This window comes from Parvibaculum indicum (assembly GCF_011762095.1).
Taxonomy (GTDB): domain Bacteria; phylum Pseudomonadota; class Alphaproteobacteria; order Parvibaculales; family Parvibaculaceae; genus Parvibaculum; species Parvibaculum indicum.
Window position 1 is genome coordinate 20,231 of record NZ_JAASQO010000022.1, and the last position, 22,933, is coordinate 43,163.

Consider the following 22,933-nt stretch of genomic DNA (forward strand, 5'->3'; position numbering starts at 1 on the left):
CTCAGTGCCCGTGAGTAGCGGAACCTTTTTCAGCCTCCGCCTTAAGTAGAAAACTGTTTTCCGAGACATAGACCTCGCCGGCAGACAGGCCGTTGATGATCTCCACATTCGTGCTGTCCTGACGCCCTAGCTGGACGCGACGCATCACAAAATGTCCTTCATCCCGCTGCACGAAGAGCATCGGATCGGTACCCTCAAACTGTATTGCGGATCTACGAACAACGATCTCTGCGCTGGTCGGCTCTCTCTCCACCGATGCACGCATATAGAGCCCCGGCTGGAGGTCCGACCGCTCGTTTGGGACGACCACCCGCGCGAGAAGGCTTTGAGTATCCTGCCGCGCGACCGGCGACATATAGCTGATAGTCGACACCCGCCGGTCCGCGCCTTCACTCGGATGAAAGCTGACGGTCTGGCCAAGCTCAATCTTGTCCGCGTCGTGTCGATGCACCTGAAGATCAAGCCAGACAGACGACAGATCTGCGATCACCATCAAGGGCTCTTCAAGTCCCGCGTAACTGCCCGTCACCACATTCCAGCGGATAATTTGTCCATCAATCGGCGACTTTATTGTGTAGGCTCGCAGACTTTCGTTGCTTTCTATGACGACAAGCTCATCACCTTTTTCAACGCTCTCACCCAATCGTGCCTTTGCTTCGACTACGACACCTTCGAAACGCGGCACGACATGAACCAGTCTTTCCATATTTGGCCTGATGACCCCGAACAGCTCCACCGAAGGGGTGATAAGATCGGAACCGGCGGTAGAAAGTGTGAGGTTCGCTGCCTCAAGCTGCGCGTCCGACAACTCAACAATGTTTTCTTTCTCGTGTTCGGCCTCGGAATTATGCTTGTCTGCGTTGCCTTCCTCATGCACCGACGCTTCCCGCTCGGGATGTTCCTGTTCGGCCGAAAAGGCCGGTGAAGCGACAGAAAAAAGTGCCGCCAGAAAAACCACCATTGCGGCAGAGCTCATCGAATTTGCGGGTTTGCTTTCGAACGCAATCATGACTTTTCTCCCTCTCGCGACATTTCCGAAGCGGCTGATTGATACGTGTCGCCGGTAAGCCCTTCTATTTCGATCAGGGAAAGTCGGCACGAGAGCACGGCCTCAACGGCTTGTTGAGCGCTGTCGATCTCCACCTGCAATGCGCCGAGGAGATCGAGCACACCAAAGCGGCCGAGGCGATAACCTTTGCGAATGGAACGCGCCGAGTCTCGCGCGGCCGGAAGCACGGTGTTGCGAAACCTTTTCGCCTCGAGGCAGCTACTTTGATATTCTTGGTAGGCCTTTCTCAGCCTCTCGGACAAAACAAGTTGCGTTTGCCTGACGGAAAGCCTGGCAGCATTGGTGCGCGCACCGGCCGCACGGATATTTCCCTGGTTTGCATCGGCAACCGGGATGGGAATAGACAACGAAATCAGGAAGGCGCTTTCGTCTATACCATTGAAATGGCGGGCACCGACTCCGATTGTGGGATCTGGAACAGCTCTGGACTTTTCCAGTGCATAGGCAGCGCTTCCTTCTTCCACTTTTGCCTTTTCAACACCGAGAATCGGATGTGCGTCGACTTTCTTTAGCAGCTCCCCAAGCCCGGGAAGATTTGTTGAGGCGAGAGCAAGAGAGCCAGTCGCCTTGAGCTTTCGGTAGCCATCCTCGTTCCAGAGAGTAAGAAGAGCCTGCCGTGCAATGATCAATCCCGATTGTGCGCGTTGAAGCCTGATGCCCGACAGTTCAAGGGCAAGCTCGCCCCGGTTGCTATCCGCTTCCGGCGACGCCCCCTTGCTAACCTTCTCACGAAGCGCACGCGCAGCATTTTTCATTTCCTTAGCGGCCCTGGACGCCAGGTCGACTTCTCGTTGCGCAGCGAGGAGGCGGACAAAAGCTTTCTTGGTTTTCACCTCAAGGTCGCGAACAACCAGATCCCTGTGCAGGCGGGCGCCCTCGTTGGCGGCCCGAGCGCGGCGCATACGGATTTCTCGCTTCCCGCCCAGTTCAATTTTCTGCGAGACCGCCGCCGTCAGATCAGCTTCTTTCAGACCTGTATACGCTCCTGAGCCGAAAGCATTTTCCGCCTCTATCGATAATTCGGGATTGGGTAGCAGACCGGCTTGTTCAAGATCGCCTTTACCGGCTTCTATTGCCGATTGCGCGATCGATAGGTTGAGATTGGCTGCGATTGCACGCTCCACAGCCTTGTTCATTGAAATAGTCTCTGCCGCACGGACAGGCGTCAGCACAAAGATGGAACAGCACACGAGCCATCCCATCCCCCGTGCCCGACATAGGGGAGAAAACATTCGTCACCTGTAGAAGAAGATTGGAAAGCGCCGATCGATGTCGGCACAGCTACAGCTATGACAGGATGTTTTGCGGGGGAGGTGTTTCGAAATCCAAAGGATGATCGCGAAGCTGGGAGTGCTTCGAGGATTTCACGTGGGCTGACGAAAGTCTTAGCGATCTGTTCGGTTCGGACCGCCAACCAAAATGCTCACCGATGTGGCAAACCTCGCACAGTATATCTCCCACGGAGACTGTATGCGTGCCTGAGGATTTCTCGATCGACACCTCATTGCCGGACGAAGCTGGCGCAACGGCAAAGTGCCGAGCACTTTCTGCCGCGCCCAACGTCACGCTCAACAAGAGTACAATCACTAGCCACTTGAACATTGCAGCAATATGCCTTCGTCAAGAGGCGAAGCCAACAGACAATTTGCGGAATTAGGTCAAGAGATCCTGCTTGGACGCGCTGGCGGGGTGCGTCCCAAGGACGCATGCGCAAAAACCCGCTGCTTCAACTCCGTCTTACAAAGAGAGTATCTGCGATTTAAAGGCGCTCGATACTCCCCATGGGGAGATCGTAAATGGCTAAAAACGGACCAGCGCGTCTGAGCACTATGGGGGCTCCACGCCCCGTCCCGTTGCATCACCGAGCTGCTCAGGCTCAAGTGATCAAAGGACACTGCTTCCAGCTGGATGAAACCTGGGGCTCACGTCATCGGCTCGTTCGTCCCGAATATCGGAAGGATAGGCCGAAGTTTGACGAGAAAATCCCAAGCCATGAGTAGAGCTCCAAGCGCGAACACGATATCGCCCGGCATGCGCATCCACTGCCAGAAGAGCGTTGTGTCGTAGAATTCCTGGCTTCGCGCATAGGCCAGACCGTGCTCATAGACGGCATCGAGTTGAGGCCAACCGATTGGGAAGAAGTTCAGGAATATCCACATCACCAGCCCGATATTGTAGAGCCAGAACGCCCAGCGCCCGACGCTCTCACCAAATTCGTGTCTCTCGCCCGCAATGTAGCGCAGGCAGAAATAGATGAGCCCGATACCGAGCAGACCAAATGCGCCGAACAAGGCGGTGTGCGCGTGGTTGAGCGTCAGGAACGTCGCATGCTCGTAGTAGTTCACCAGCGGGGCATTGAGCGTGCCGCCACCGAAAACGCCTGCCCCGACGAAGTTCCAGAATGCAGCACCGATGATATAGGTGTAGGCGAGCCCATATTTGAAATCGCCATGCGCCTGAATAAGACGACGCTGCTGGATTGCCTCGATGATGAGCAGCACCAGTGGTAACACCTCGATGAAGGAGAACATCGAGCCAAGCGGGACCCACATACCCGGCTCGCCGGCCCAATAAAGGTGATGTCCTGTCCCCAGCACGCCGCCAAGGAAGATCAGGATCAACTCGAAATAAACCGCACGTTCAGCAAGCCGGCGAGAGACCAAACCGACGGCCATCAGGAGATAGGCGCTGATGGCGGAGGCAAAGAATTCGAAGGACTGCTCCACCCAGAGATGCACCACCCACCAGCGCCAGAAGTCACTAATGGTGAAGGACTTCTCGATTCCGGTTAGCGGGATCATGCCGAAGACGTAGAGAAGGGCAATATTGACGGTCGAGGCCCAGAGCAGGTGCTCGAGCCGGATCCGCCCAGACCAGAACTGGCGCGTCGCCGCCCACAACGTCTCGCGTGTCGGCCACAAGGCGCGAAATACGAGCACGCTCCATATCGCCAGTCCGCCAAAGAATCCGATCTGCCAGGCACGCCCAAGCTGAATGTAGGACAGGCCCTGATTGCCAAACCAGAACCAGTGCTTGTCGATATACCCCATGATGCCGAGATAATTTCCAAGCAGCGCGCCCGCGACGATGAAAAGCGTCACCCAGAAGAGAATATCGACCAGAACAGCCTGCCCTTTTGCTTCCCGCCCGCTGATAGCGGGAGCCAGGAACAGCGCAGCCGCGATCCAGGATACACCGATCCAGACGATAGGCGCCTGGATATGCACGTCGCGCAGGAAATTGAACGGCAGATACTTGTCGATGGGAATACCATAAAAGGCCGCCCGCTCCGTGTAGTAGTGCGCCATGATGGAGCCGACGAGGATCTGCAGCAGAAGAACCGCCGCGACGACGAGGAAATATTTCCAGACGCGACGCTGGCTCGGCGTCAGTGGCTTGAATTCGCCAAGAACCGGATCCATCGGCGCGTTGTCCGGATCGTTCAGGAAGCGCTCGTAGATGAAGAGCACCACGCCAAAGGCGAAGAAGGTGAAACAGAAGCTGATCCAGGTCCAGCGGAAGGTACTTGTCGTTGGCGTATTACCTACCAACGGCTCGAACGGCCAGTTCTGGGTCCATGATGCATCCGTACCCGGCCGGCGCGCCACTGTGGTCAGCGAGGAATAGAGAAGGAAATCCGCCGTATATCCGGCGCTGGTCTCGTCAAGGCTATAGGCCTGCGTCCAGCCTCGCGCGAAATCGTGATGGAGGAGGGATTGGGTGATCTGCGCACGCCGCGTCGTGATCGCTTCGGCCAGAGCATCAGGCACCACAACTTTCTTTTGCGTGAGGTCGACGCCCTGCAGCACGGACTGCATTTCGGCCTTGACCACAGCGCGCTCAGCTGTCGGCAGCGTATCGAGTGCCTGGCCGTAGCGGGACCGCGCGATATTTGCTTCCGTCAGCTTTCCGAGCCTGACCAGATTGTCAGCCGTGTAGTCTTCGCCGAAATAGGAGCCCATACCATAAAGGCTGCCATAATCCATGAGGTCGGCTTTCTGGAAGCCTTCCTTGCCACGGACGATATCGTCGGCGGACATGAGGACCGTCCCGTCAGAACGCACAAAACTGTCGGGGAAGGGGGGCGCATCTCTATAGGTCAGCACCGTGACCCAGCCGAGTATGCCAAAGCAGATGACAGCAACCGCCAGCAACACCCATTTCAGGACATTGCTGACAGGATCTTCCGGCGCCTGATCGACGCCCGCCGCTTCGATAGCCATTATTCCCCTCCAGAAAAGTTCGGCGCGAGGGGGGAGCCCTCGCCGCCCGGTCGCGAAGAGACTCAACTAGAAGGCAAATTTCACCATTTGATTTGATATAAATCAAATTTTCGTGTGATTTATATCACGCGCATTCTGACCGCTGCGGCAGCGTGCGAAAAGAGAAAGGTACGAATTGAGCGTTTCTGTTTCCGTTGAAGACATCGACCAGCTCCCCCTCTTTGCGCAGATGACGTCGCCGGCGCGGGAGGAGCTGCTGCGCCATGCGGTCGTCCACAGCGCACCGGCGGGAACCGTTCTTTTCGAACAAGGGACGATGCCCACATTTCAGCATGTTCTTCTTGAGGGGGCGGCCCATCTGTTTGGCAGATCAAGCGAGGGAAAGGAGGTGCTGATCGAAGTGGTCGAACCGCCGGACCTCATCATTCCCGCCGCCGTGGTAACGAACTCGCCCTATCTCATGCAGGCACGCGTTCAGGAAGCGTCGCGCTTCCTGTTGATCCAGGCAGACGCCTTTCGACGCACCCTGCAACAGGATCCCGCTCTGTCGCATGCGCTTGTTGCCAGTCTCGCCGGTCAGTTCCGGCGCATGGTCCGTCAGATCAAGAACCTGAAACTGAGATCGGCTTCGCAGCGCGCGGGCTGCTACATCCTTGCGCTCCGGCGGAAACAGGGCGGCGGAAACCGCATCACCCTTCCTTACGAAAAGACTCTGATCGCCTCCGAACTGGGGCTCACGCGTGAAAGCTTTTCCCGGGCCCTTGCGTCCCTTCAACATGACGGTATCGAGGTCCAGGCAAACACCATCCTCATCCACGATGACGAACGTCTTGCGGCCGCCTGCGGACCCGACCCTTTGATCGACCCGGACGAAGAGCTCCACCTGTAAAGCAAACCACTCTACCTGCAAGACAGTCGCAGGCATTTCCCTCGCATGTATCGAAGCGGACAAGCAAAATGACAACAGTGACATTCATCTTTCCCGACGGAACGGAAAAGTCACTCCAGGTTCGCCCGGGCACGAATGTGATGGATGCTGCGGTTTCGAACGATATTGAAGGTATAGAAGCGAATTGCCGAGGGAACTGCGCCTGTTCAACGTGCCACGTATATGTTGATAACGAATGGCTTGAGCTGGTTGGCCCCGCATCGGGTATCGAAGAAGACATTCTCGATTTTGCGCCAAACGCGCGACCAGAAAGCAGATTAGGCTGTCAGATAAATCTGTCCCCCGCTCTGAATGGACTGAGACTGCATATTCCGGACTGGCAAAGATGGAACTGAGAGAGCTACACGGCGGCCTGAGGTACGGGAACGCCTCCAAGATTGAGGAAATACCATTAAAGAAAAGATTCTTGTCTCTTCAGGGCTAGCCGATAGCACCCATTATGGAATTGTCCGCTCACGTCGCACGGCCATTTTTTGCACAAGCCTTCTCGGGTGAGTTTCGAATATCCACAATTGCGCATCGGGACGACATTGTGCTCGCCTAGTTACGAGGCACATGGTTCGGACATTCTTTGTAGTAATCATATGGTCCGACTCTGTAGAAGTATCTAACGCCAACCTGTTTTCCGGGTTTCGGGAACTACCTGGCCTGCGTTTCAGCATATGCAGGACATCGCCCCCGCTCTCTCATTTCACGTCCGGCAGACATGGCGTGCCGCACAGAAATTCCGCATTGCGTCATCAGAGGTTCACGGCTCCTGTCACGCATCCAGATGAGTCCCGTGACACCGCTCAACATCGCAGCGAGCAAGACAATGAGCGGTCCTAGTTGTGAACCAGTTTCCAGAATGAGCCAGCTAGCGAGAACCGGAGTGGTTCCCCCCACGATCCCGAGACCAGTATTGAACACTATGGAGTAGGCGGTCAGGCGATCGTCCTCCGGAAACTGTTCGGTGAACAGCGCGGGAGCCGCCCCGAGCGGTACCGCAAGGAAGAGTCCCATGGCGACTTGACCTACCAATGCGGCGAATCCTCCGTCAGCGAGAATCCATGGCAACAGAAAAACGCCTGCTCCTCCGATTGCGAGGATCGCACCCGCGAGCAAATGCGTTCGCCTCACAAACCGATCTGAAATCCAGCCCGCCAGAGGAATAAACGGGATCAACAATGCCAACGTCAGGGTATTGATACGCATGGCACTATCGAGCGGGATTGTCGTGACCTGCGCTACCCAGGTCGGCAGATAGACGAGCGCAAGGTAGAACAATGCGCCATAGGACGAGGCGAACAGAACTCCCTGCACGGTTTCGCGACGATTGCAGCTAAACGCCTCCACGATAGGTGAGTTTCGGCAGCGGGCACTCTGGTATCGTTTGAAATGAGGCGACTCCGGCAAACCACGTCTTAGAACGATGGCTATCGCACCAAGCACTCCGCCAAAGATAAAGGGTATACGCCACCCCCATGAATGCATGGCGTCGGCGGTCAGCAAACTCGTCACAGCAGTGGCTGCGCCCGATCCCAACAGCATGCCGCACAGACTTCCAATGTTCGCCCAGCTTCCGGCAACACCCCGTCGGCCGGCGGGGGCGGTTTCCACTAGATAGGTCACGGATGTCGAGAACTCGCCGCCCACAGACAGCCCCTGCACCATGCGCACTAAAACGAGGAGAAGCGGAGCATACACTCCAGCCTGCGCGTAGACAGGCAAGAGACCCAGACACAATGTTGGAAAAGCCATCATTGCCACAGACAAAACCAATGTCCGACTCCGGCCAAATGTGTCGCCCATCCACCCAAATACAACAGAGCCCAAAGGCCTCATGATAAAGCCGACGGCAAACACACCGTAGGTCGCTATCAACGAGACCAGATGGTTGCTGTCAGGGAAAAACAACCCCGAGAGCACTGACGCCATAAAACCGTAGAGTGCAAAATCGTACCATTCGAGGATATTGCCGATGACACCTGCGAGCACCGCCGTGAGTCGATGCTCTTCATCGAGATCGAACAGTGCATTTCCATCCGCCATATTCACTCCCTGCCATATCGCTCGCCTACAACCATTTTCGTGCGGCCCAGCCAATTAACCCCTGAGCAAAGCGAAGCAGAGATATTTTCCCTCGCGGTTTCTGTACCACGCGCATCGCATGTTCAAGATCATCGAGGAATACGTCAGCCAGCTCGTGGTTCAGTCGGGATGACCGCGTCACGAGGTTGAGTTCATCATTGATGAACAGGCTTCTGTAATCGAGATTCGAGGTTCCGACACTTGCCCAGTCATCATCTATGACAATCGTCTTGGCGTGGAGCACACGTCCGCCGAACTCAAAAACCTTCACGCCGGCGCCCAGGAGAGATTCGTAGGAAAGCCGGGCAGCCCATTGAACAACAGAAACATCGCTCTTACCGGGAACCAGCAACCTCACATCCACACCTCGTAGCGCTGCGTTGCGAAGCCCCCGCTGCGTAGCCGCGTCCGGCACAAAATAGGGCGTCGTGATCCAGATTCTTTTTGTGGCCTCGCCAAGATGCTGCCGGAGAACACAGTGCCATCTGTATCGGCATCCGACACCGTAGTTTGGCAACAGCAGCGATCCGTCCACCCACTCCTCTTTGCCGCATTCTCTCCTTTCCTCGAAATCGTGGAAAAGCTGTTCCGCACGGGATGCCAGACGCCCGGTGAAACGCAAATGAGTATCTCGCCACCGTGTTCGGCCGATGCTCGTCCTAGAGCTTTCCTCTCCAACATTGAAGCCGCCGAGATAGGCAACCTCTCCATCGACTACGAGAAGCTTGCGGTGATCTCGTCGTCCGTAGCGGAACGGATGACGCCAACTCCAGCGTCCGTACCATTTCAACTGCACACCAGCTCTCCGGAGGGCGTCATGCGCGCTCCCCGGAAATGTGCCCCAGGATCCGAATGCATCCAATCTTGCTCGAACATCGACGCCCCGGCCGGCGGCTCCCGCGAATGCGTCCAGAAACCTTTGCCCAACACGGTCAGACCTGAAGATATAGACCTCGAATAATATCGACTTCGATGCGCTGGATATGTCACGCAGCATGCTTTCGAAGAGCTCATCGCCCTCTGTAAAAAGGCTGAATCTCGTCTGATCTCCGTTCATGGCCCTGTTGCGTTGATTGTACGGCCTACATTCTGTGGGGCTGGTAGACGATTCCGTTAGCTTTCTGGAGGGCGCGGACATACTCGACGATTCGCGCGACCTCACGATGCGACACCTGCGGCTGTGCGGGCATGTTTCCGTAGGGCCAGTGGTGCTGGCGGACGCCGTACTCGGCTGCCCTGAAAAATGCCTCATCGGCATGATGCCCGGGATTGTAGATCTGATGTACGAGCGGCGGCCCTTTACCGGTGCCGCTGGCATTACCGCCATGACACTCGGCGCAATTTCTGTCGAACGCTGCCTTGCCAAGAGCTGCATCGCCGGAAAGAGGCGGAACAACGACATCGCTCTTCGCAGAGTGCCCGCTTTCTTCTCCAAACATCCGCCATGCACCAATAACGACACCGCCTGCAATTACTGCAAGCACAGCATATGTAGGAAAATTTTTCACCATCGCTTGCTCCCTGTTGCCGTCAGCGAAAACGATACGCTGGAGCTGATGAATCCTTCATTGCATCAGTCATCACTACGCGCACTGGCACGGATGAACCGCCTGGTTCTCCATCCCCATTGACGTCTCGCGCGTCAGCCAGAATCCTGCGCCGAGCAGCATGGCGCCACCCAGCACCATCCCCGACGAGGGAATGTCACCAAAGACCAGATAACCAAGGAACGACGCCACGAGCGGCGACACGATGATGTCGATCAGGGCGTATATGTTTGCATCGAGAGTCTTCAGAACCATCGATATGCCGAGATAGGCGAACCCGGTGGAAACGACCCCCAGCCCAAAAACCCAAAGCAGAACCGGAACCGTCATGCCAAGGGGCTCATAGTATATGCCGTGCAGGATATCGCCGCCCCCGAACAGCAATGTCGAAGGGGAAAGCACGATCGCCGCAATCAGCATCGACCATGCGATATCGTTTCCGGCTTCCGACTTACCTTCATACCTCAGATAGGTGACCATGGCGGCGTACACTGCGCCATCTCCCAGCGCGACGAGATTGCCCGCCATCTCCCCGCCTTTCAGCGGGTTGGCAATGGCAACGCCAGCCAAGGCAACTAAAAAGATGAGGACATGACCGGGCCGCGCCTTCTCGCCCAGAAAGACTGCCGAGAAGATGAATGTGAAAAAGGGAGCAATACTCCAGAAGATGACGGCATTGGCAATCGGCACAAGCGTCATCGCGTAGTTGAACACGCTGATCTGCGCGGCGATCAGAACCCCGATCATTAATGTGTCCGTCAGATTGCCCCGGGGAAACCGCAACGGCTTGCCAGTTACGCGCGGCATGAAGCCGAACAGCAGTAAGGCCGCCAGAGAAAGCGCGTAGAAGTTAAGCGTCTGTATGGGTATGAGACCGCCGGTCAGCTTGACGAAAACCCCGATGGTCGCCTCGGAAATGGTGACAAGCGCGAGCAGAGAAACCGTTTGCGCCGTCATGCCGTGCCGGAACTCGTCGAGATGACGTCGATTGCCTCTGCGCCCGCCTCATCAAGACAGATATCCTCGATTTGCAGCGTCGCAAAAAAGAAGCCGTATTCCTGCTTAAGCAGGTGGTGAGCCTTGCGCAAAATGTCTCCACCCGACGCGTCCTTGTCGACCCGCATATGCGCGGAGAACACATATTTTCCGCTGGTCAGAGCCCAGGCATGGACGTGGTGCACATCCTTCACGCCATCAAGCTTCTGAAGCGCCGTGGCGATCTCACGCAGGTTCACGTCCGAAGGCGTTCCTTCCATGAGCAGACGCGTGGCGTCCTTGAGGATCGTCCAACTCGCCCAAAGCAACACGAAGCCGAACGCCATGCCGAGGATCGGATCGATAAGCAGAAAGCCGGTAAAACGAATGACCAGCGCCGCGACAATAATGATCAGACTTCCCACGAAGGTCTGTATGATGTGCCACAGCGCACCCTTGACATTGAGGTCGTTCCGGCTCTGACGCCACATCAGACCGAGAGAAATGATTTCAGTAAAAAGGCCGCCTGCTGCCGCCCAGAGCATCGGGCCGGTCGGCAGCTCGATGGGCGCTGTCAGCCGCATGCCGCCCATGACAATGACGACAAGCGCCATGCCCAGCAGGAAACCGCCATTTACGAATGCGCCGACAAGCTCGGCCCGATACCAGCCGTAACTCTGTTCTTCACTGGCGGGACGGCGCGCCACTCTCGCCGCGACGATTGCCACCACGACCCCGCCGACCGCCGAGAATGTGTGGAAGGCATCGGATATAACAGAGATGGAGCCCGTCCAGAATCCGATTCCCATCTCGATAAAGAAATAAACCCCCGTCAACCAGGCGGAAATCGCAAGTCCCCGGCCGCTTGAAGGCATATGGCCGGCATGCCCACCAGACATGTGAGTCATTCATTTTCCTTTCGGCATCAAGCGGGAGCCTGTCTCTCATCAACCCGTCTCTACCCGAGAGACGCGGTGACCATCACATGCAGCCCATGACAGGAAGGATCCGGTCTGCCGTCTCCCGCTGATCGTCCGACAAGGCGGCATAGAGCTTTTCGGCCGCCGGCTTCATCCCCTCGAGCGCCGAAAGACGCGTTTTCATCATCGAGATCTGCAGGTCCAGCATATTCACGGCGGAACGGTCTTCATTGCCCTTCTGGAACAGGCTGAACATCTGCTGATGCATGCCCGCCATGCTCTGGAAGTTTTCCTTGAGAGCATCCGCATAGGCAGACCAGGCAGCGCTCTGGTCGTCCGTGATCTTGAGTTCCGCCTTCAGGAAGGCGAGGCGTCCGTCCACATAGGTGTCGTAGTCACCGGACGCGCCGTAACCGCCCATGCCGCAGCCGGCGCCCATCATCCCGTAACCGCCGCCCATCATGGCGCCGGGACCATAGCCGCCACCGTAGCCCATCATATGGCCCTGGCCCGAACCCATCATGCCGGGTCCCATGCCGTAGCCGCCCATCATCCATCCGCCATTCTGACCGGAGGGATCATGCGCATAGGCTGTAGACGCCAACAGCGCCGTTACGACGCCCGCAAGGGCCGCTTTCCGAATATTCATCACGCTCTCCATGGATAAGTCTGGTTTCAGTAAACTCGCTCACTCGACCGCTCGCAGCATTGCGCGAGATCAACGAACATCACTCCCGATAAACCGCATACGGAATAACAGCGTTACATTTTCCGCATCGCGCGTGGCGCCATCAGCTCCCGGTGATATCGGCTTTCCTCTTCAGATACTCCTCGCGCGAAATTTCACCCTTCGCGTAGAGCAGGTCCAGGGCGGTCACAGGATCCTGACCTTGAGATTTCCCTCGATTGCCACCGGCAAAAAGGCGAACGAATCCTGCAATCAACGCCGCAAACAGCACAATCAGGAGAATGCCGAAAAGCCAGTGTCCTATCCCGAAAAATCCCATTCCGTATCCGGACATATGACCATAGCCGCTATCCGCTCCCGAACCGCCCATATACGCCGCGACGGGAACCGACCGGAGCAAAACGCCGGAAAAAGCGGCTGCAATTGACAGCGTACCCATTGTGTTCTCCATTTCTGCGTGCGAGGGGAAGCTTTCCGCTTCCCCTGCACGCTTTCACATGTATTGCATGGTGGACTGCAGACCTACCGGTTCAAATTCTGGCATGCCTGAGCCTGGGCACGATTTCCATTCATCATGCCGCCATTCATCATTTGGCCATGCTGCTCGAGCATCCGGGCACACATGTCCTGCATGCCTCCCATATGCTGCTGCATGCCCTGCCCCATCGGCATTCGCCCGTTTGTCTGCATCGGCTGGCCCCTGTGCATTTGCTGACCGGGACCCATTGATTGCTGGCCTGCATCCATTTGCTGTTGTCCCATGGGCATTTGCTGACCATTTTCCATCCCCATGCCTGCGGCGGATGCAATGCCGGGGGCAATAAGGACGGAAGCGAACAACGCGAATGCAGATGCAACTGCTGTAGCCTGCTTTTTCATTTTGATCTCCCTAGTTGGCCGGTTGCTTGCAGACGGAGCACCTGCACCGGCTGAGACGTGCTCCGTGTTCACCAGAACCTCAGAACCAGAGACGCAGGCCGACGACGAAGGTCGTAAGCTCGACGTCCCCACCGCCGGCGCGCGCCATGCTTGCCGTGCTGCCGAATTTTCTTTCCCAGTTGACGCCGATATAGGGCGCCAGTTCGCGCCGGATCTCGTAGCGAAGCCGCACGCCCGCTTCCGCGCTCGAGAGCCCTGCGCCCAGTTCCCTCTTCGGGTCGTCCTTGCTGTAGAACATGGCGTCCACACGGGGCGTCAAGACAAGCCGCTGGGTGAACATAATGTCGTAGCTCACCTCACCGCGCAGGGCGTAGTGCGCGTTATCGCTTGCATAGGCCGTAGCCTGAACTTCGAAGAAATTCGGTGCAAGCCCCTGAACCCCGAATGCCGCCCAGCTTCGCGACGCGGTGTTGCTGGCGAGGTCGGTGCGCACGCCCGCCTGAAGGTCCCAGTAATCGGCGACGGCCCGCGAATAGAGAAGCTCCGCCCGAACGCCGTCATATTTGGCGTCCGTCCGCTCGCCTTCCGTCTTGAACCAGAGCTTGTCGAGATCCGTCCCGCCCCAGCCCTGCACGTCCCATTTGAACGTGTTGAGGTCGCCGGGATTTCGGATTTCGAGCTGCTCCGCCATCAGAGCGTAGGTGACCGGATTGTCGTGAATGGTCGCAGGCCAGTCGGCAGGCGGCGCATCGGCGGTCGCGAGGTCTTTATCCGTGACACCCTCCGGATAGGCGTCCGCATTCGCCATACCGGGAAGCGCAAAGGCCGTCAGGACAAGTGTCGCAGCAAGAGCGACGTGTGATTTCCGGTTTTTCATGTCTGCTCTCCTCACGACACCGAAACCTTGCGGAACATGCCCGCATCCATATGGAAGACGAGATGGCAGTGATAGGCCCAGCCACCCGGCGCATCGGCATTCACGAAATAGTCGATGGCGTGACCGGGATTCACATTCACCGTGTGCTTGAGCGGACGGTGATCGCCCTGCCCGTTGTCGATTTCGCTCCACATGCCGTGAAGGTGGATCGGATGTGCCATCATCGTGTCGTTCACGAGCCGCACGCGAACCCGCTCGCCATAGCGCATGTGGATCGGGTCGGCGTCTGAGAATTTCACGCCGTTGAACGACCACATGTAGCGTTCCATATTGCCCGTCAGATGGAGTTCGATCTCGCGATCCGGATCCCGCGTGACCGGCACCTTGTTGACGCCGCGCAAATCCGCATAGGTAAGTACCCGACGGCCTTTCTTTCGCAGGCCAGGTCCCGGGTCGCTATAGGTGAGTGAAACGGAACTCGGTTGCATCACCGCGCCCGGCCCGTCTTCGGAAGCCGGATGCGTGACCTCGATCATGGCCGCAGCGGGCATGACTTTGCCGCCGGACGCATCCATGCCGTGCATTCCGCCCGCATGCGACATGCCGGCCATACCGGCATTATTGCCGCCCATCGGGGAGGCCTCGGTCACGCCAGACATGTCCTGCATGCCGCTCATCCCGGACATGCCAGCCATGCCACCCATATCCGCCATGGTCAGCATCGGACGCGGATCCATCGCGGGCACCTTGGCGCGCATGCCGGCACGCGGCGCTAGCGTGCCGAAGGCGTAGCCTGAACGGTCCATCGACTGTGCGAACACCGCATAAGGCCGGTCGTCTTCCGGCTCGACAATCACGTCATAGGTTTCCGCAACGCCCATCCGGAATTCGTCGACGGAAACCGGTTCGACATCGTTCCCATCCGCCGCGACGACCTTCATCTTGAGGCCCGGAATGCGGACATCGAAATAGGTCATGGAAGAGGCATTGATGAAGCGAAGGCGAATGCGCTCGCCCGGACGAAAGAGTGCCGACCAGCCTTCCGCAGGCGCCTTGCCGTTCATCAGATAGGTGTAGGTATAGGCCGTCACATCGGCGATGTCGGTCGGCGTCATGTTCATGGCGCCCCACATCAGCCGGTCGTCAAGCGTCGCGCCCAGCCCCTTCTCCGCGACATCCTTCGTGAAATCGAAGAACGTCCGCTGGCTGAAATTATAGTAGTCGGCCTGCTTCTTGAGATTGTCGAAGATCGCCGCGGGCTCCTCGTCGCTCCAGTCCGACAGCACGACCACATAGTCGCGATCGGCACGGATCGTCGGACCTTCTCTCGGCTCCACGATCAATGCGCCATAAACGCCCTTCGGCTCATGGAAGCCCGCATGGCTGTGATACCAATAGGTGCCGTGCTGGCGCAGCTTGAAGGCGTAAGTGTGCGTCTCGCCGGGCTTGATGCCGGCAAAGCTGATGCCCGGCACACCGTCCTGCGTCGCCGGCAACAGAAGCCCGTGCCAATGAATGGCCGCGAGGTCGGGGGTGGCGTTCTTCACGCGCAGACGCACCTCGTCGCCCTCGCGCAAGTGAAGAACCGGCGCGGGCACCTGCCCGTTGACGGCGATGGCGGTGGCGGGCGCGCCGGTGAAATTCACACCGAGCGGCGCGATAGAGAGATCGATATTCGTGCCCTTCAGCACCTCGCCGCCCGTGCCGAATTCGGATGCCCGGGCCGGACGCGTGGGAAGGCCGAGGCCTGCAAGCAACCCGCCCGCGGCCACGCCCTGCACGAAGCGCCGCCTCGAAAGAGCAACCGGCGGCATGCCATTGCGTGAAAACTGTTCGTTGTTGGTCATTATCCTCGCCTCAGTGAAAGGTCACCCGGCGGCGCGAGGCCGCCGGGATCCCGATTACCCGGATGTGAAGGTGAAAGTGCCCGTCATGCCGGCTGCGGCATGTCCGGGGATATTGCAGGAGAAGAGCAGCGGTCCATTTTCCGGCTGCTTTGTCGGAAACTGCCAAACCAGTTCCCGCGTTGTCCCCGGATCGACGAGCTGCGAGTTCGGGTCGTCATGCTTCATCATGCCAGCCCCGGACGCGCCGGGAGACGCCGGCGCCATGCCTGTTGGCGTCAGCATGCCGCTCTGCATCATCTCGAGCATCTCCTTGCGGTGCTCGGCATGCATCGGGCTGGTGCCGATGTTGAACTCGTGCAGGAGGTCGGTCTTGTTGGTCAGAACGAAACGAATCGTTTCGCCGGGCCGGACCTTTATTGAATCTGGCGAGAAGGCATAGGACGACAAATCGACCCTGATAACCTCGTCCACCTTCGATGGGTCGCCCGGCCGGCCTATGACCTTCGAGCCGCCGGCATGATCGTCTTCATGCATGGCTTCGCCACCCATATGGCTGCTTTCGGCTTCCATGTGGCCGGACATGCCGGCCCCTGCTTCACTCGCTCTGGCATTCATGGGCAGCACCGCCATGAATATGGCCACCCCCGCCGCGGTCATGGCGCGCGGCATCGTTCGTTTCGGAAACATCGAGAAAACCTCGTCTTTCGTTGATCGCTGGATAGGGCCCGCACGCGAAAAGTCGCGGCGCTATGCGGGCGCGGTGATCAGACGAAAGAACGCGGAGGTTGCCAGGGCGGCGTTCCCTTCCAGAGGTCCCGGCTGGAATACGAGCGGGGACGGACAGTCAGAAGAAGCGACGCCCTGATGGCCGAGAGGCCGAGAATCGGCTCGAAAACGAAACCGGTGGTGCACACAACACTATGACAGCAATGCACAGGCGCGGAGTCCCGATCCGTTGGTATGCCCGTGGACACCTCGCAATCTTCAGTAGCATCTATTGCAACGGCATCATCCGTATGGACCGGGCCCTCCATGGCATCGTGATGCGGACCGGTGTCGGCATGCGCGGGCTCAATCGCCCCGCCGGAGACCAGCAGAGCGGCGATCAGCACGCATGAGAGCGCTATGTCCCGCAGGAGTTTCATACCAACGCGGCCCGAAGCCATTTTCAACCTGAGCAAATCATAAACCTTCCATCAGCGGGAAGGTCAAGGGAATGCTATAAGCAAACTACGAAACAGCTTATTCCGCGCGAGTTCATCGAGGTCAGCGATCTCGCTTTCATCCGGATATGACGGGGAACTGGATGCTGTATTGGAGCTGGAAACAATGGATCAGCGAACCGAAGCGAGCGGTTCTCATGATCGCCGTTTATGCCGCCGTGCTCTCCCTCGTCCTACTCTTCGAGGGGTTGAGGGTCGGTATCCATGACGATCTTCGGCTGTTTCCTGCGTCACTTCCAGCGGATCTCGTAGCAATCGAAAGCGGGAATTCTTATTTCGCACTGGCTCCATCAAAGCTCCCCCAGCTTTCGAGGCTGAGGGCCGAGAGTGTGAACGGAGTAGCGAGCGTTTCGCCAGTCATGCTTCTGCCTGTCATCCTGAACGAGAGCGGTCGCAGAACGCCGGCCATGTTGCTCGCGTTCGACGATGCTGGCGGTCCCCCCTCTCTGGCATCAGGGCGTATGCCCACCCCCGCCCCCGAAATTGTGCTCGACAAAAACCTTGCCGCGCTTCACGGGATCGTGCTCGGCGACAAGGTCAGGGTACTCGACAACAAACTGACCGTCGTCGGGCTGTCATCCGGCAGCACCTCGCCATTCACACCCTATGTGTTCGTGACATATGACCGGCTTATCGATATGGCGCTGGACGCCGAACTCCCCTTCGCTACGGGAGACATATCACTTGTCTCAGCGCTGCTTGTCGAGGTGATCCCGGGGCAGGATATCGGTTCTGTCCGCGCCGCCCTGGAACGAGCGCTTCCGGATGCTGATATCTTCACGCCGACCGAACTTGGCGAGGCGGACGCAGCATTCGGGGACAGACTGATCGGCCCGGTCCTGTATCTCGTTTCCGGCATTGCCTGGGTCATCGCACTTCTCACCATGAGCATGCTCCGCTATGGCGAGGTGCGCTCTCAGCTTCGCGCGTTCGGCATTCAAAAGGCCCTGGGCGCGCGCCCCTTGTGGCTTGCAGGGACTCTCCTGTGCGGTGGCTTGATTCTTTTCGCATTCAGTCTTCCGCCGGCCGTCCTTCTTGCAACGCTGCTCGCTCGTGCCGTATCGCTTTGGGATCCGCTGTATGGCGCCCGCATTGTCGATATGGCGGTCCTCGCCCAGGGCATCGGTGTGATGTTCATGGCATCGATCGCCGGTAGCCTTTTCCCGATGCGGACGCTGCTGCGCCTCGACCCCGCTGTCGTCTTTCAGAGGTAGGGCAATGTTTTACTGGAGCGTCAAATCACTGCTCGTCGAGAAATGGAGCGTCCTGACCGCGGCCTGCGGTATCGCGCTTGCCCTTCTCCTGGCCCTTTATCTTGATGCGGTGTTTCGAGGTGAAGCCGACCAGATCGTGACCTTCATCGAACGAACACCCGGCGACGTCTGGGTCTTGCAGGACGGCATCAGCGACCTCCACATGGCACGATCGCGGCTCAACGAAAACGCCATCTATGCCGTTCGACAGGTCGAGGGTGTGGCCGGCGTAACCCGTTTTCTCTATCGCGACAGTCTGATCGGTCCCAATGGGCAGGAAAAACTCGCATATGTTGTCGGTATCCCTTCAGCGTCAGAAGCCAGATCCGCATGGGAACGGGCAACCGGGTGGACTGCGCCCACGCCCGGCCATGTTGTCCTGCCAGCGCCGATGGCCAGGGCACAGGACCTGCAACCGGGTGACAGGGTGCGTGTCGGAGATGAGAGCTTTATCCTTTCCGGCGTTTCCCGAGGGACCTATTCAATGGCCAATCCCCTTATCTTTCTGGATGAGACAGATGCACGAAATCTGTTCGATATGGGAGACGGCGCCAATGTGCTGCTTGTGTTTGCCCGACCGGATACATCACCGTCCGACCTTGCAGCGCGGATCAATCACGAAGTCGAGAAGGCCTCCGCCCTTACACCGCAAGCCCTTCGACACAACGACTTCAATCTTGCGATGAGGATGGGCGGCGCGCTTATCGGCGTTCTGGAGGTCATGGGGCTCGCTGTAGCGGGCCTCATCGTCATCTTCACCGCCTTTGTTTTTTCCTCGAGCCACCGACGGGAATTCGCAATCGCGAAGGCACTCGGGGCACCGACGAAACAGCTTGCCGGATCCGCACTGGCGCAGACCGCCGTCGTCTCATTCCTCGGAATAGTCATTGGAGCTCTCGTCACCTACCCGCTGGAGGCTGGGCTGCGTCACTGGGTGCCCGGCATCGCGGTGAGCTTCTCTTCCATAACGGTGCTCGTTTTGGGAACGGCAACTCTCTGCCTCGCGCTGCTCTCAGCGTTGTTGCTGCTTCGCTACGTGCTGAGCGTCGATCCTATGCTCGTGTTTCAGGACTAGGAGGAGCGGATGGCCGAAGAGATCCTCGCTGCACAGAACCTCATCAAGCATTTCGGGTCAGGCGACGCGCTGGTTCATGCCGTCGATGGCGTAAGCCTGAAGGTCAACAAGGGGGACCTGGTACTGATCAAGGGGCCATCCGGTTCGGGTAAGACAACATTGCTGTCCATGCTTGGCGGACTGCTGAAACCCACGTCAGGTACCGTCACACTACTGGACCGGAAACTCACGGGAAGGAACGAAGGCGAACTGGCCTCCATGCGCTCCAGCGAAATCGGCTTTGTTTTTCAGGCCTACAACCTGCTGTCCGCCATCAGTGTGGCGGAAAACATTGTGTTTCCGGCGCGGCTTTCTGGCCAAAGTATGGAGAAGGCTCGCGAGCGAGCAGATCACCTGATCGACAGACTTGATCTCTCACATCGTCGAGACGCACGGCCCGACAGGCTCTCCGGTGGCGAGAAGCAGCGAGTTGCCGTCGCCAGAGCCCTTATCAACGACCCGCCGATTATTCTGGCGGATGAACCGACAGGCAATCTGGATTCCCAGAGAGGGCTCGAAGTGGCAATGCTACTTCAGGAAATCGCGAAAGAAGATGGACGTGCCGTGGTGATCGTCACGCATGATGAACGGATTGAGGATATCGCCGACCACATCCTGTGGCTGGAAGACGGAAGGTTGCGCGACCGCAAGGCCGAACCACATGAATGGGCTCGCGATCCGGTCTGCGGCATGCGCGTAGATCGCTGGGTGGCAACTTCCTCGGCACGGTACGGTGATAAAGAGTTTGTCTTCTGCTCGGAACGCTGCAGGGAGAAGTTTCTGACCGAACCAAACAAATACCTTCCCGCTACCTAGCTCGCTTCTGTTCGGGGAGGGCTTACTGCCACATGTGGACTTTGACACGCCCCCCGACTTGTACTCGCCCTGTCATGCCTCGTGTGCCGCATACGCTCCTTACGGCAACACCCGCGAAACGAAAGTTATTCGAGGTGCAACCTTGCTTTATTCTGCCCTTCTCACGGTCTCTATCTTTTTTATCACGGCGCTCATTCACCTCGGATGCCTTCGATGGTGCTCCAGCGGTATGGCATCAATTCCGTTAACCCCCTCTGCGCGCGTTCTGGCAGTCGCCGCTGCACTCTTCGCTGCTCATATGGCAGAAATTTCATTCTACGCAGGAGCCTATGCGCTAGCAGAGCACGTGTTTTTCATCGGAGGCTTCATTGGCAAACAATTCATGGCCCCGCTTGACTACTTCTACTTTTCAGCGACTACCTATACATCGCTGGGAATCGGCGACATCTTTCCGACCGGACACATACGTTTTCTGACCGGCGTTGAGGCGCTCAACGGTCTTCTGCTCATCGCATGGTCCGCCTCATTTCTATTCACGCTAATGAACAGGATTTGGGATTGGCAGCCCTGCGCTCGCCCTTAATGCTGAAACAGCTCGATTGAAAATATCCCCCCAGTTGCTCCACGTATCCTTCGATACGGTTAGCGCAAATATCTGGGAGCCATCCGAACCGACTCACATCAATAGTTTTTCTGCATAAGTCCGGAGCGGATCAGCCTCCAAAGGAGTGTGTCCCGGGCTGACGTCAACGCATGAAACTGGAACGGCGGAACCTCAGCGAGAGTCAATTTCCGCTGCTTCGGGGACACAACTGATGTCCGCTTCATACGCCCGACTGGTCATCTACATGCTGAGGCATCAGCCAGTGTGCCAAGTAAAACCGTTCGTAGATGAAGACCGCGACGATACCCGCGCTTGCATAGGCAACGATAGCGGGATCGCTTTGTAGCTTCATCATTGTAAAAGCCGCCAGGACCAAAGTGTCGAAGGCCAGCGCAACCACTAGTACAGGTACCTTGGCGCCGACTTCACGTCGGCGGAATTTTAAGACACCAAAATGCACGACCATGTCCATCACGAGGTAGAAAAATGCTCCGAGCGAGGCGATCCGGCCAAGATCAAACAGGATCGTCAACGTCGACGCGATCACGACCGTGTAAACTAGCGTATGTCGCTGGATGGGCCCCGACATTCCGAAATGGCTATGCGGGATCATCTTCATATCGGTGAGCATCGCGAGCATCCGTGACACTGCGAAAACGCTGGCGAGCACAGCCGTGGCCGTGGCCACCACAGCCAACAGAACCGTGAGCAGAAAGCCAATCTCGCCTAAGGCCGGAGCAGCCGCCTCCGCCAGCGAGTAGTCGCGTGCAGCCTTAATCTGATCAATGGTAAGGCTGGACCCCACACCGAAGGCCACCAGCAGATACACCACGACGCAAAGCCCGATCGATATCAAGATTGCGCGCCCAACATTTCGATGTGGATCAGTGATCTCGGCACCGCTGTTCGTGATCGTTGTGAAGCCTTTGAAAGCCAGGATAGCCAATGCAACTGAAGCGATGAAACCTGTGATGCCAAAGCTATCTCCACTCTGCGAGGTTGCTGAAAATTCAATCCCACTCGACCACAGAGCCGCTACCCCGAATAGTGCAATGCCACCGATCTTGATCGCCGCCATGACCAGGGAAAACAAGCCAATCGATCGGTTGCCCGCGATGTTCACCAGAAATGCGAATATAATCACCGTGACGGCAAGAATCGGTACCAACGGCCCTCCGTTGATATCGAAGGGTCGCAAAAGATAGGTAGCGAATGTTCGCGCGACGAGGCTTTCGGCGATAACCATGCTGAGTGCCATAAGCAAGGCGGCACCCGCCGCGACAGCCCCGGGGCCGTAACATTTTTGCAGGATCATCGCGATCCCGCCTGCAGACGGCCAAGCGTTTGACATCTTTATATAGCTGTACGCGCTGAATCCTGTGACGATCGCGCCCACAATGAAAGCCAAGGGAAAAATTGGTCCGGCAAGCTCAGCAATTTGCCCTGTGAGAGCGAATATACCCGCACCGATCATCACACCAGTGCCCATAGCGACGGCACCACCAAGCGTTATCGAACCCGCTTTGTAACCCTCATCGCCATGGCTATGTTTCATTTCATCCATTTGTTCCAGCTAATATTCACTCTCGCCACTAAGAGGGAGCGGCAAAATGTCGTTGTGGGCTAATACCCCTGCATCGTCCCCTGGTGGAAAGTTCGTTTTGGATGGTGATGCCATCGACATTTGGATCATAGCAACGGATCGATTGTCCCCGGGATGACTATATCTCCGACGACGAGTTACACGAAGTCATGCAGCATTTTGGCGCACCCGTCTCCATCTTTGTAAGCGGTGTTGTAGCCCCACCTTTCGCATTTTGAGGTGATGATTGATTTTGCTTCCCGTTGATTGGCGGGAAGGAGTTTCTCCATGGAGGCT

General features: G+C 57.5%; 21 protein-coding genes. 6 read left to right on the forward strand and 15 right to left on the reverse strand.

Translation table 11 applies throughout. The features are described from left to right. Position 1 precedes the first annotated feature (1 nt). The 3 genes from FHS78_RS18330 to FHS78_RS18340 form a co-directional block, all read right to left on the reverse strand. A complete protein-coding gene (locus tag FHS78_RS18330; protein WP_167095861.1) occupies positions 2-1,009 on the reverse strand; it encodes an efflux RND transporter periplasmic adaptor subunit in 1,008 nt (335 codons plus the stop codon). After that, positions 1,006-2,205, reverse strand: a complete 1,200-nt coding sequence (locus FHS78_RS18335; protein ID WP_167095863.1) for a TolC family protein — start codon at positions 2,203-2,205, stop codon at positions 1,006-1,008. The genes FHS78_RS18330 and FHS78_RS18335 overlap by 4 nt, the downstream gene beginning before the upstream one ends. Before the next feature lie 786 nt (positions 2,206-2,991). Further along, positions 2,992-5,292: a nitric-oxide reductase large subunit gene (locus FHS78_RS18340; protein WP_167095865.1), complete on the reverse strand. Its 2,301-nt coding sequence runs from the start codon at positions 5,290-5,292 to the stop codon at positions 2,992-2,994. A 175-nt stretch (positions 5,293-5,467) separates the two neighbouring features. Between FHS78_RS18340 and FHS78_RS18345 the strand changes: the two genes are divergently transcribed. Both FHS78_RS18345 and FHS78_RS18350 read left to right on the forward strand, forming a co-directional pair. Beyond that, on the forward strand, positions 5,468-6,181 hold the full coding sequence (locus tag FHS78_RS18345; RefSeq protein WP_246220593.1) for a cyclic nucleotide-binding domain-containing protein: 714 nt from the start codon (positions 5,468-5,470) through the stop codon (positions 6,179-6,181). 68 nt (positions 6,182-6,249) lie between these two features. Next, positions 6,250-6,576, forward strand: coding sequence for a 2Fe-2S iron-sulfur cluster-binding protein (locus tag FHS78_RS18350; RefSeq protein WP_167095866.1), 327 nt, complete (start codon positions 6,250-6,252; stop codon positions 6,574-6,576). A 304-nt stretch (positions 6,577-6,880) separates the two neighbouring features. Here the strand turns inward: FHS78_RS18350 and FHS78_RS18355 are convergent, their stop codons facing one another. The 11 genes from FHS78_RS18355 to FHS78_RS18405 form a co-directional block, all read right to left on the reverse strand. Further along, a complete protein-coding gene (locus FHS78_RS18355) occupies positions 6,881-8,272 on the reverse strand; it encodes an MFS transporter (protein WP_167095868.1) in 1,392 nt (463 codons plus the stop codon). A 25-nt stretch (positions 8,273-8,297) separates the two neighbouring features. Next, positions 8,298-9,368, reverse strand: coding sequence for a phospholipase D-like domain-containing protein (locus tag FHS78_RS18360; RefSeq protein WP_167095870.1), 1,071 nt, complete (start codon positions 9,366-9,368; stop codon positions 8,298-8,300). A gap of 25 nt (positions 9,369-9,393) precedes the next feature. Continuing rightward, positions 9,394-9,822: a c-type cytochrome gene (locus FHS78_RS18365; protein WP_167095872.1), complete on the reverse strand. Its 429-nt coding sequence runs from the start codon at positions 9,820-9,822 to the stop codon at positions 9,394-9,396. Between the two features lie 72 nt (positions 9,823-9,894). Then, positions 9,895-10,815 (reverse strand): DMT family transporter, encoded by a 921-nt coding sequence (locus tag FHS78_RS18370; protein WP_167095874.1) that lies wholly within the window; start codon positions 10,813-10,815, stop codon positions 9,895-9,897. Further along, a complete protein-coding gene (locus FHS78_RS18375; RefSeq protein ID WP_167095876.1) occupies positions 10,812-11,741 on the reverse strand; it encodes a cation diffusion facilitator family transporter in 930 nt (309 codons plus the stop codon). Before FHS78_RS18375 ends, FHS78_RS18370 begins: the two co-directional genes overlap by 4 nt. Positions 11,742-11,814: 73 nt before the next feature. Then, a complete protein-coding gene (locus tag FHS78_RS18380) occupies positions 11,815-12,402 on the reverse strand; it encodes a Spy/CpxP family protein refolding chaperone (RefSeq protein ID WP_167095878.1) in 588 nt (195 codons plus the stop codon). A 142-nt stretch (positions 12,403-12,544) separates the two neighbouring features. Further along, entirely contained in the window at positions 12,545-12,880 is a 336-nt protein-coding gene (locus tag FHS78_RS18385) for an SHOCT domain-containing protein (protein ID WP_205305383.1), read from the reverse strand. An 83-nt stretch (positions 12,881-12,963) separates the two neighbouring features. Continuing rightward, entirely contained in the window at positions 12,964-13,320 is a 357-nt protein-coding gene (locus FHS78_RS18390) for a hypothetical protein (RefSeq protein ID WP_167095880.1), read from the reverse strand. A 79-nt stretch (positions 13,321-13,399) separates the two neighbouring features. Further along, positions 13,400-14,197, reverse strand: a complete 798-nt coding sequence (locus FHS78_RS18395) for a copper resistance protein B (RefSeq protein WP_167095882.1) — start codon at positions 14,195-14,197, stop codon at positions 13,400-13,402. An 11-nt stretch (positions 14,198-14,208) separates the two neighbouring features. Beyond that, positions 14,209-16,044: a copper resistance system multicopper oxidase gene (locus tag FHS78_RS18400; RefSeq protein ID WP_281356711.1), complete on the reverse strand. Its 1,836-nt coding sequence runs from the start codon at positions 16,042-16,044 to the stop codon at positions 14,209-14,211. Between the two features lie 54 nt (positions 16,045-16,098). Next, positions 16,099-16,731 (reverse strand): cupredoxin domain-containing protein, encoded by a 633-nt coding sequence (locus FHS78_RS18405; RefSeq protein WP_205305384.1) that lies wholly within the window; start codon positions 16,729-16,731, stop codon positions 16,099-16,101. A 619-nt stretch (positions 16,732-17,350) separates the two neighbouring features. Here FHS78_RS18405 and FHS78_RS18410 point away from each other — a divergent pair. From FHS78_RS18410 to FHS78_RS18425, 4 genes are read left to right on the forward strand one after another with little or no spacing between them, the layout of a single operon-like run. Continuing rightward, positions 17,351-18,481, forward strand: a complete 1,131-nt coding sequence (locus FHS78_RS18410) for an ABC transporter permease (protein WP_167095884.1) — start codon at positions 17,351-17,353, stop codon at positions 18,479-18,481. A gap of 4 nt (positions 18,482-18,485) precedes the next feature. Next, a complete protein-coding gene (locus tag FHS78_RS18415) occupies positions 18,486-19,595 on the forward strand; it encodes an ABC transporter permease (protein ID WP_167095886.1) in 1,110 nt (369 codons plus the stop codon). A 9-nt stretch (positions 19,596-19,604) separates the two neighbouring features. Further along, positions 19,605-20,450 (forward strand): ATP-binding cassette domain-containing protein, encoded by an 846-nt coding sequence (locus FHS78_RS18420; RefSeq protein ID WP_167095888.1) that lies wholly within the window; start codon positions 19,605-19,607, stop codon positions 20,448-20,450. Between the two features lie 34 nt (positions 20,451-20,484). Next, on the forward strand, positions 20,485-21,033 hold the full coding sequence (locus FHS78_RS18425) for an ion channel (protein WP_343042015.1): 549 nt from the start codon (positions 20,485-20,487) through the stop codon (positions 21,031-21,033). Between the two features lie 241 nt (positions 21,034-21,274). Here the strand turns inward: FHS78_RS18425 and FHS78_RS18430 are convergent, their stop codons facing one another. Further along, the gene (locus FHS78_RS18430) at positions 21,275-22,618 is read right to left on the reverse strand and encodes an APC family permease (RefSeq protein ID WP_205305385.1); all 1,344 of its coding nucleotides are present in this window, start codon (positions 22,616-22,618) and stop codon (positions 21,275-21,277) included. Between the last annotated feature and the right edge of the window lie 315 nt (positions 22,619-22,933).

Excerpts from the sequence above, each read along its gene's own strand:
- FHS78_RS18330 (WP_167095861.1), bottom strand. The coding sequence starts at position 1,009 with ATGATTGCGTTCGAAAGCAAACCCGCAAATTCGATGAGCTCTGCCGCA.
- FHS78_RS18335 (WP_167095863.1), bottom strand. The coding sequence starts at position 2,205 with ATGAACAAGGCTGTGGAGCGTGCAATCGCAGCCAATCTCAACCTATCG.
- FHS78_RS18340 (WP_167095865.1), bottom strand. The coding sequence starts at position 5,292 with ATGGCTATCGAAGCGGCGGGCGTCGATCAGGCGCCGGAAGATCCTGTC.
- FHS78_RS18350 (WP_167095866.1), top strand. The coding sequence starts at position 6,250 with ATGACAACAGTGACATTCATCTTTCCCGACGGAACGGAAAAGTCACTC.
- FHS78_RS18355 (WP_167095868.1), bottom strand. The coding sequence starts at position 8,272 with ATGGCGGATGGAAATGCACTGTTCGATCTCGATGAAGAGCATCGACTC.
- FHS78_RS18360 (WP_167095870.1), bottom strand. The coding sequence starts at position 9,368 with ATGAACGGAGATCAGACGAGATTCAGCCTTTTTACAGAGGGCGATGAG.
- FHS78_RS18365 (WP_167095872.1), bottom strand. The coding sequence starts at position 9,822 with ATGGTGAAAAATTTTCCTACATATGCTGTGCTTGCAGTAATTGCAGGC.
- FHS78_RS18370 (WP_167095874.1), bottom strand. The coding sequence starts at position 10,815 with ATGACGGCGCAAACGGTTTCTCTGCTCGCGCTTGTCACCATTTCCGAG.
- FHS78_RS18375 (WP_167095876.1), bottom strand. The coding sequence starts at position 11,741 with ATGACTCACATGTCTGGTGGGCATGCCGGCCATATGCCTTCAAGCGGC.
- FHS78_RS18380 (WP_167095878.1), bottom strand. The coding sequence starts at position 12,402 with ATGAATATTCGGAAAGCGGCCCTTGCGGGCGTCGTAACGGCGCTGTTG.
- FHS78_RS18385 (WP_205305383.1), bottom strand. The coding sequence starts at position 12,880 with ATGGGTACGCTGTCAATTGCAGCCGCTTTTTCCGGCGTTTTGCTCCGG.
- FHS78_RS18390 (WP_167095880.1), bottom strand. The coding sequence starts at position 13,320 with ATGAAAAAGCAGGCTACAGCAGTTGCATCTGCATTCGCGTTGTTCGCT.
- FHS78_RS18395 (WP_167095882.1), bottom strand. The coding sequence starts at position 14,197 with ATGAAAAACCGGAAATCACACGTCGCTCTTGCTGCGACACTTGTCCTG.
- FHS78_RS18400 (WP_281356711.1), bottom strand. The coding sequence starts at position 16,044 with ATGACCAACAACGAACAGTTTTCACGCAATGGCATGCCGCCGGTTGCT.
- FHS78_RS18405 (WP_205305384.1), bottom strand. The coding sequence starts at position 16,731 with ATGTTTCCGAAACGAACGATGCCGCGCGCCATGACCGCGGCGGGGGTG.
- FHS78_RS18410 (WP_167095884.1), top strand. The coding sequence starts at position 17,351 with ATGCTGTATTGGAGCTGGAAACAATGGATCAGCGAACCGAAGCGAGCG.
- FHS78_RS18415 (WP_167095886.1), top strand. The coding sequence starts at position 18,486 with ATGTTTTACTGGAGCGTCAAATCACTGCTCGTCGAGAAATGGAGCGTC.
- FHS78_RS18420 (WP_167095888.1), top strand. The coding sequence starts at position 19,605 with ATGGCCGAAGAGATCCTCGCTGCACAGAACCTCATCAAGCATTTCGGG.
- FHS78_RS18430 (WP_205305385.1), bottom strand. The coding sequence starts at position 22,618 with ATGGATGAAATGAAACATAGCCATGGCGATGAGGGTTACAAAGCGGGT.